8 protein-coding genes and 2 pseudogenes are annotated in these 7,861 nt (G+C 59.0%); 5 read left to right on the forward strand and 5 right to left on the reverse strand.

Features of this window, described 5'->3' with window-relative positions:
- Nucleotides 1-18 precede the first annotated feature (18 nt).
- From NKI41_RS30285 to NKI41_RS30300, 4 genes are read left to right on the forward strand one after another with little or no spacing between them, the layout of a single operon-like run.
- A complete protein-coding gene (locus NKI41_RS30285) occupies nt 19-552 on the forward strand; it encodes a hypothetical protein (RefSeq protein ID WP_352686450.1) in 534 nt (177 codons plus the stop codon).
- Nucleotides 549-1,025, forward strand: coding sequence for a DUF7665 family protein (locus tag NKI41_RS30290; protein ID WP_352517554.1), 477 nt, complete (start codon nt 549-551; stop codon nt 1,023-1,025). The genes NKI41_RS30285 and NKI41_RS30290 overlap by 4 nt, the downstream gene beginning before the upstream one ends.
- Nucleotides 1,026-1,041: 16 nt before the next feature.
- Nucleotides 1,042-1,494, forward strand: coding sequence for a hypothetical protein (locus NKI41_RS30295; protein ID WP_352517555.1), 453 nt, complete (start codon nt 1,042-1,044; stop codon nt 1,492-1,494).
- A complete protein-coding gene (locus NKI41_RS30300) occupies nt 1,485-2,840 on the forward strand; it encodes a BilD N-terminal domain-containing protein (RefSeq protein ID WP_502901260.1) in 1,356 nt (451 codons plus the stop codon). The genes NKI41_RS30295 and NKI41_RS30300 overlap by 10 nt, the downstream gene beginning before the upstream one ends.
- Before the next feature lie 237 nt (nt 2,841-3,077).
- Here NKI41_RS30300 and NKI41_RS30305 read toward each other — a convergent pair whose 3' ends face one another.
- On the reverse strand, nt 3,078-4,016 hold the full coding sequence (locus tag NKI41_RS30305) for a hypothetical protein (protein WP_352686456.1): 939 nt from the start codon (nt 4,014-4,016) through the stop codon (nt 3,078-3,080).
- Between the two features lie 495 nt (nt 4,017-4,511).
- On the opposite strand from NKI41_RS30305, the pseudogene NKI41_RS30310 reads away from it, so the two are divergent.
- Nucleotides 4,512-4,795, forward strand: a pseudogene (locus NKI41_RS30310) (PIN domain-containing protein); the annotation flags it as partial.
- Between the two features lie 97 nt (nt 4,796-4,892).
- Here NKI41_RS30310 and NKI41_RS30315 read toward each other — a convergent pair.
- The 4 genes and pseudogenes from NKI41_RS30315 to NKI41_RS30330 form a co-directional block, all read right to left on the reverse strand.
- The gene (locus NKI41_RS30315; protein ID WP_352686458.1) at nt 4,893-5,750 is read right to left on the reverse strand and encodes a sterol desaturase family protein; all 858 of its coding nucleotides are present in this window, start codon (nt 5,748-5,750) and stop codon (nt 4,893-4,895) included.
- Nucleotides 5,751-6,382: 632 nt separating this feature from the next.
- Nucleotides 6,383-7,099, reverse strand: a complete 717-nt coding sequence (locus tag NKI41_RS30320; RefSeq protein WP_352686464.1) for a hydroxymethylpyrimidine/phosphomethylpyrimidine kinase — start codon at nt 7,097-7,099, stop codon at nt 6,383-6,385.
- Complete coding sequence (locus tag NKI41_RS30325) at nt 7,090-7,695, reverse strand: thiamine phosphate synthase (RefSeq protein WP_352686461.1); 606 nt, start codon at nt 7,693-7,695, stop codon at nt 7,090-7,092. Before NKI41_RS30325 ends, NKI41_RS30320 begins: the two co-directional genes overlap by 10 nt.
- Nucleotides 7,692-7,861 (reverse strand): annotated as a pseudogene (locus NKI41_RS30330) (thiazole synthase); the annotation flags it as partial. The gene NKI41_RS30325 and the pseudogene NKI41_RS30330, both read right to left, overlap by 4 nt.

The raw sequence follows: 7,861 nt of genomic DNA on the forward strand, positions 1-7,861 counted from the left end.
CCCAAGGAGACTGTTCAAATGACGCATCTTATTGATGAAAATCGGATCAATGGGGCCTCGGCGTCCAAGGTCGGTATTCCGGTGAAGGCCGGCCACGGGGAAGAGCGGGTAATTGAGCTCGACCTTGGCGGTCGGGTGACGGTTATCCTCGACATTATCGCTGCCGAGCGTGGCTGTTCAGTCGAGGAGCTGATCCTGGTGCGCGAGGGCGACGAAGAGCCGCTGACCGAGATGGTGGTGATCGAGGCCGACTATCCGCACAAGCGCCGCCATCATGTCCACCACGCCGGCGAGGTGGCGGTGACGGTCTACTACCAGGCCCGCGAAGAGAAGCGCGGTTTCAAGCGTAGCGCGACTGTCGAAGCCGTCGTCGCCTGGGCGATCGACGTGTTCAAGATCGACCCGAGCATGGCCACTGAGTTCGAGTTGACCCGCCACGGGCAGAAGGAAGAGCTGCCGGGCTCCGAGCATATCGGCCACTTGGTAGGTCCTCACCGCGAGATCGCTCTCGATTTGGTCCGTGGCGACATCGCCAACGGGGCCTGCACGTGATCGCCGACCCGAACGCCAGCCGCGTCGCAGCCGACCTTGAGGAAGCGGGCTTCCTTAGTGGCTGTGACGCGGGTCGTTGGCGCATCATAGCCTTCGCCTTCCCGGTCCTCGACTTCGCCATCAGTGCTACTGAGCCGGATGGCCGAACGACCGAGTACGGGTTTCACGCCGAACTCACCAATTTTCCGTCGGCGGCCCCGTTGGTGCGGATCTGGGATCATGCCCAGAACAGCCCACTGTCTCCCGCCGCGCGGCCACAGGGCGGACCGCGCGTGCTGAAGACCTTTCAGCACTGGGGCTCCGATACCGTCTACCGGCCGTGGGACCGCATGACCGGCCCGCATGGCAACAACGCCGAGACATTCCCGCACCTCTCCTGGCGCCCGGAGCGCCGGTTGACCTTCATCTTCGAGGATTTGCATGGCATCCTTAATAGCAACGCTCGCTCGCAGCCTGTTCGGCCCGCCGCCTGAAGTCCTGTGTGAGCAGGTGACCTGGACCGCCGGTGTCGCCGAACTCCGCCGCCGGACCCACGGGCGGCGCGAAAGTGGCGCGTTCCTGCTGGGCGGGAAGGACAGAAGACGCCGGATCGAGGAGTTCGTCTTTTACGACGACATCGACCCGCACGCGCTAGATACCGGCATTGTTGAAATCGACGGGCGGCGGCTTGGCGCCCTCTGGACTCATTGCCGCAACACCGGCCGTGAAGTCGTCGCCGATGTCCACGTTCATCCGGCTGGCTTCGGTCAGAGCCCATCGGATAAAGCCAATCCTATCATGGCGGAAATCGGCCACATCGCGATCATCCTGCCGCATTTCGCCGGGCGCGCCACTATGCCGGGCGGCATCGGGGTGTATGAGTATCTTGGCGCAAGGCGATGGCGCGACCGCAGCCGCGAAAGTCCGTCGCCGCTACATGTCGGGTGGTGGCCATGGCGCTAGACAGGCAAATCGCGCGGCTTTCCAAAATCCTCGTCGATAGTGAAGGCATAACCTTCGATGAGGCGCAAGTGCGCCTGCGCGGGCTTACGCTCGAAATCGTCGTCTGTGACGATGCCACGACGCCGGCCGCGCATGCGGCGGTGTTGACGGCTGTATCCGTGGGTAGCCGCACCTTTGTCGGCGGTGTCCGCCTTGTCGGTGCCGTAGATCAACGGCTCAATTCCGCGTTGCCTTTGCCCACACAAATACTTGCGGCTGCGGCCGAGTTGGTCGGCGCGTCCCCGTTTGAGGGACCGCCCGCGCAGCAGATCCAGATCGGCGCTGCGTCGCAGCTGGCCGAAGCACGCACCGTCAGGGCATGGTGGAACGGCTGGCGTGCTGGGATCGGCACGGCCGGCGAGTGCACCATTTGCGACATCGGTGAGAACCCGCTTTGCGGCATCGTCGGTGGCGCGCTCGCCGTCGGTGCGGCGTTTGACTTAGCACGGAGACGCGCCGTCGAATTTCCGACAGAGGTCGACCTCTGGCCCAGTGTGCCTGGCGACGAGCCGCCTGCTTTTACTGAGGTGTACCTGCCGGGTGCTTTGTGGCTGGTCGGCCTTGGCAATCTCGGTCAAGCCTTCCTCTGGGCATTGTCTGCATTGCCCTACGCGAACCCGGCCGACGTCGCGCTGGTGCTGCAGGATCGCGACAAGGTCAGCGAAGAGAACTGGGCAACCTCGGTGCTCGTCAGGTCCGAAACTTATGGCGACCTCAAGACCAAGGTCGCCGCGGCCTGGGTCGAAGCGAAGGGCTTCGACGTCCGGCGGCTCGACCGCCGACTTCTGGCGAGCGATCGTCTTGAAGACAATGACCCGCACGTGGCACTTTGCGGCGTCGATAAGATCGCAGCGCGCAGGCTTATGGCGCAAACCGGCTTTCAGTGCATTGTCGATGCCGGGCTTGGCCGCAAGGCATCCGACTTCAATCGCTACCGCGTAACCGTCTTCGATGCCGCCCGTCCGATCGACAAGCATTTTGAAGGGCAAGCAGACACGGCCAAGGGGAACGAAATCCCTGACGCACACGCCTATCGGCGGCTTCAGACCGAAGTCGGTGACTGCGGCACAGCCGAGATCGCTGGTGCAAGCGTCGCAGCGCCGCATGTAAGCGCCATCGCCGCTGCCGTGGCCGTGTCGCGCCTGATCGCGATTACTTCCGCTTGCCCATGCAGGGTGGGCGAGGTGCGGCGCCTGTCGGAGCCAAAGCCCAAGGCAGGCCCCCAGGCGATCATCCAAGCCCGCGCCGTTCAGCACGCGGGGCGGCCGCTAAGGCGAGACAATTGTGCTGGAGCCGAAGAGAGGTAGTTCGATTCGAATACTTCTTACCTGCCGGCCTCGTGAGATCTTTCTTGCGAAGTGACTGGATAATCATTTCATAAGAAAGCGATTTTGTGGCTTTGCTAGCTGGCAGGGAATGTTAGGTGGCTTACCGGAAATCGGGAGGAGAATTTCGAGCAAAGTTGCCCTGGTCCGCTTGCCCATTTGAAATTCTCTCCTAGAAGGCGCGCAGACTTCCTCTGCTCCCAGTCACGCCGGCCTTTCCTATTTGTCATCGGCCGCGGAGGAACGATTGAGCAGGGCGAACAGGGAAAGCTCGGTACGAGGATCAATTTCGAAACTCGTCACGGGATGTATTTCCCACGCGGACCCCGGTTTCAATCCGTCGGGCCCGACTGGCCCGGTGCCGGAGTTGGGATTTACTGGGTGATCACTGTCGTAGAATGCTGAGCCTGTGACCCGTACCAGCACCGGTGTCTCAAAAAGCAGATAGTTCCCTGACCCGGGCACTTCGTCATGGCCCGAATAAAGTGGCCACTGCTGTTTGAAATACTCACGCGCAGCCTTGAGTTTCTGCTTGCTACCGCCCAGTCGTGGGACCCCAGTGATCTCAACAGTTAGACGACACTCTGGTTTCCTACAACCTTCGTCCTGGAGGATGAAGTGATAATCGTTGTCATCCTCCTTCTTCGCAGCAACGAGATATGCTGCAGCTGTTACATTGCGGTTTTCTGCGTCCACCCGAAATTCATCGCATTTCTTGGAGATCGATTTTGCTTGCATCTCAGCATCGGACGGATGCGAAGCCTGATACGACTTGACTGTGAGATTATCCTCGTCAATTGGCGCCTCCGCAATGCGAGTCTTAGCGACCTCCCTGACCGTCCCGCGGAAGGTTTCGCCGTCGTTGTCACGCGGCACCGGCGTACATGCAGCCGGCAGAACTGCTTGGAGACCAATTTCGTCATCTTCCTCCTCGTCCGGCCAATCGCTGCGCATGATGGTGCTAATCACATGGCCATTAGGAGCAACATGCTCCACCCGGTTGGCGCTAGCTTCTGGAGTAATTTGCAGAGCCTCTAATACCTTCGGCGCTGCCGTGATCTTCAAGACTTCGCGCTCCGCGCAGAGAACACTTGCAGGGGCGTTCATGACCGTTATACCAACAATCATGAGGATTCCTGCCACACGACCAGCTTTCATTGCTTCTCCTAAACTGACGTCATTAGTTATTTGCGCCAATGCCGATAGGGCGAGCCATAACTGCTTACCCATTGTGAAGAGCCGAGATCTTAAGTCAAATCCGTTTTCCAGCCAATCGCAGCACTTTTCAGGGACAAGGCCGGCAACTGGTAGTTCATCATGCTACTTCGATCAAGTAAGCCGTTGGTAACCTGCTGTATGTGCCTGATCGGTCTTGGATTGTACGTGACCCACAATGCCCGAGGGGTACTGAGGATCATTGTGGACCAGGATTATCGTGCTGCTTAGATTCGAGACGAATTTGCCATTCAGATGGCCACCATCAGCGAATGTCGGTGGCGGTGGTCGGAGTTTCTCTGCAACCAACATACCTTATAACTGCACGCCTGGGTCGTTTCTTTCGACGGTGTGACGACGCGAGCGGAGCAGGGCCTCAACTGGATTCCTCAGTATTGGGTTCGCCACCGAATACGAGAACATACGAACGATATGGCTATTTTGGAAAAGCCGCGAGGCAAGAAGCGAGACGCCCTGACGCCTGGTTCGCCGGGCCAGAGGGGCCGCAAGCGCTGTTTGCGGTCGTATCCTGTCCTTCGACAATAGAGCCGGGTTTGGTCTGGCGCGGCTCAGGGAAGGCGGTCGGCCGCCCCCGCAGTGGGCTCGACATGATCATTGCGGCCGTCGCCGGCGCGAAGGACTGCGTGGTGGTGACGGACAACGAAAAAGATTTCGTAGGGGTTCAGATCATCAATCCCCTGCGCGGCGACTTGGGGGGATAATGACGGTCGCGCCTGTGCCTATTGTCCGTATGGCTCGCTTGTTTTGATGGTTTTGCCCACCTCAACAATCAGATTCGAAACGTAAACCTCCCCTCGTTCAATCCCCAGCCTCTACACCACTTCCGACTTTAGCTCTACGCCAGCGACCTCGATCGAATGGGAACATCACGGAGTCGCGCACGGTGAGCGGCTCAGACTGGCCTCGGAGGCCAACTTTCGGCCACTCATTCTTTTTTGGCCAGTATGCCGTTAGAAAAATCGTGTCCCAGATGGTTGTAAAGAATCCATAGTTTCGGTGCCGGTGATGCGTTTCCATCGAGTGGTGAATGCGGTGGAACTTATTGTCCCCGATGATGTATCGAAGCGGCCCAAGATTGATGCGGGTGCTGGAGTGTGAAAGATGTCCCTGAAAGGTAATCAGTGTCATGGCAACAGCGGGCACTACGCTAGATTCGAAATGGATCAGCTTGAGTGGTAGTGATACAAGCGCTGCATAAATGAGTGGCTCGGAAAAGTGATGATTGCAATTCCATGCCGTCAATTCGCGGATCGAGTGGTGAGTAGCGTGCATGCGCCAGAGGAATGGAACAGCATGCTGAGCGCGGTGCATCCAGTAGTAAAAGAAGTCGCCGGCAATCGCGACTAAGACCCCGGAAATGACGGCCAATCCAGTGTTAATGACTGCGTTGTCAGAGTGAAGCAAAGCACCGAAATTGATCGTTACGAGCGGCTTTATTCCTAGCCAGCCCAAGCTCGCAGAGTATAGATGCCAGATAAATGTACCCCATCCGAGCCAAATAATCCAATTCCGCACGCCGCCAACATATGAGGCAAAACTGTATCGATAAGCCGGAAAGGTTAGCTCCAGCGCCGCGCAAACGGTAGCAAAAATCACAACCAGCTCAAGCGATATTAGGTAGTACTGGACCATCTGGTTGACGTCGAGAATCTGCATTTGTTTGCTCCTTCCTTCGCGCGGCCCTTGTCTCGCCCAGCAAATTGGCTCGCGTTGACAAGGCTAACCGAAGTACGATCATCATTGCCAAACGGTGATCATTCCGCCGGCACCACTATGCGGCATCCTGGTAGATTGATAAAATTAGTTGTTTGGATAAGACCCTCCGTGTCCCCCATGGTGGAGGAGTCCAGCAGACGAGGTGGCTTGCGCGACGCGACCGAAGTATGCACCAGTGTGCGCGCCGGGCGGTTACGATAACGTTGCTTCGAGGTATGAGCCGTCTACTAAAATTTACTCGCTCTTATTTTTTGATGTTTTGCGGCTATGATCGCCGCAAACTAGATTTAGTCAGGTGTGCACAGTCGCCGACGCCAAGATCCCCTTGGTGATAGCCGAGCCAACGGGATTCTTGCTCGCGCAATATGATCCTAGATTCCACGCGGTTGGCGGTGCTTGGCTCCCGCCGCTAATCGTCTGCTGAACCGAAGATCATTCACCCATCGACGAAACCAGAGCCACAAAAGCGCTGGATCAGATGCTTTTGTCATAAGCACCGGCCAGCGAACATGATCCTCCGATGGCTGAAATCGTCGGCGATAAAATGGGGCCACCGATCGCGAGCCCGATTCTCATATGGGGTGTTTCCAAATCTTTTCGAACACCAGAAGCTTGGCCTGGCGCACCGCTTCCTCAATCGATCCCCCGATCGCCAGATACGCGGCTATCGCGCTGGCCAGGGCACAGCCGGTGCCGCGCATCGTTCTTGCCAGCCGACGAGTGTCAAGGCGCACGGGTTCTTGGTTGGGTCGAACGAGAACATCCGTTGAGCGAGGTCCTGAGCCGTGGCCGCCTTTGATCAGCAGGGCCTGAACCCCGGCGGCGAGCAGTTGTTGTCCGGCAAGAAGCGCCAGTTCGATGAGATTGGGTGTGACGATACGGCAAAGTGGCATCAGATGCTGCTTCATGATGGGGATGGCGCTTGCTTCAAGAAGCGCTCGGCCTGACGTGGAAGCCAGCACCGGATCGAGGACTGCCGGTATGCGCGGATTTTCGCGCAGCACAGCGGCAACCGCAGCGACGATCTCAGCCGTTGCGAGCATGCCGATCTTGACGGCCGCCAGCTTGTTGGCCTGCAGCGCTGCACGCATCTGATCGGCCACCAGACCGGGTTGCAGATGAAGGATGTCCGTGACGATGTCGTGTGTTTGCACCGTCACCGCAGTGACGGCAAGGCAGCTGCGCACGCCCATGGAGGAGAGCGTCTCGATATCGCGCGCGATTCCGGCACCCCCACTGGAGTCCGATCCGCCGACGACAAGTACATGCGATTCCTGCCTCAGCGCCATGGCTTTGTCTTTTCGATCCATTCCCGCGTGCGCGCTTCGGGATCGGCATTCAACGTGATGTCGGTGACCACCGCCGCGCTGTCCGCACCAGCCTCGAAGACACCGTCGAGCCGGTCGGGGTTGAGGCCGCCTATTGCGACCAATGGGATCGGTGCGATCCGGCGCTTCCACTCGCTGAGCCGTTCAAGCCCTTGCGGCCGCCATTTCATCTTCTTGAGGCTCGTCGGATAAATAGGACCCAGCGCCACATAGTCCGGCTCGGCCGCCAGCGCCATTTCCAGTTCGGTGTGATCGTGGGTCGAAAGTCCGAGCTTCAATCCGCCGTACTTAATCGCCAGCAGGTCGGCCGCAGCCAAATCCTCCTGGCCGAGATGAACGAAGTCGCAGCCTTCCTCGATTGCCGTGCGCCAATGGTCGTTGACGATGAGTTGGCAACCATGGACCGCGCAGACGCCGTTCGCGCGGCGGATTTCCGTCCGCAGCGTGGTCTCGTCCCTATCCTTGATGCGCAACTGAACCAGCCTGACGCCAAGCGGCACCAGCCGTTCGATCCAGGCGGCGCTGTCGACGATCAGGTAGAAGGGATCGAGCTTCATGAGAAAACCGCCCTGCCGATGGTCGGCGTCGATGGCACGGCGACGTCGCGCGGCTCGAGCATTCCCGAGCTGAAAGCTTCACGACCGGCGTCGACCGCCTTGCCGAACGCACGCGCCATGCCGACCGGATCGGCCGCCTTGGCGACCGCTGTGTTCAGGAGCACGG

Source organism: Mesorhizobium sp. M0601, assembly GCF_040320845.1.
Classification (GTDB): domain Bacteria; phylum Pseudomonadota; class Alphaproteobacteria; order Rhizobiales; family Rhizobiaceae; genus Mesorhizobium.

Bases quoted from the DNA above. Each gene is read 5' to 3' on its own strand.
- NKI41_RS30285 (WP_352686450.1), top strand. From the start codon at position 19: ATGACGCATCTTATTGATGAAAATCGGATCAATGGGGCCTCGGCGTCC.
- NKI41_RS30300 (WP_502901260.1), top strand. From the start codon at position 1,485: ATGGCGCTAGACAGGCAAATCGCGCGGCTTTCCAAAATCCTCGTCGAT.
- NKI41_RS30305 (WP_352686456.1), bottom strand. From the start codon at position 4,016: ATGAAAGCTGGTCGTGTGGCAGGAATCCTCATGATTGTTGGTATAACG.
- NKI41_RS30315 (WP_352686458.1), bottom strand. From the start codon at position 5,750: ATGCAGATTCTCGACGTCAACCAGATGGTCCAGTACTACCTAATATCG.
- NKI41_RS30320 (WP_352686464.1), bottom strand. From the start codon at position 7,099: ATGGCGCTGAGGCAGGAATCGCATGTACTTGTCGTCGGCGGATCGGAC.
- NKI41_RS30325 (WP_352686461.1), bottom strand. From the start codon at position 7,695: ATGAAGCTCGATCCCTTCTACCTGATCGTCGACAGCGCCGCCTGGATC.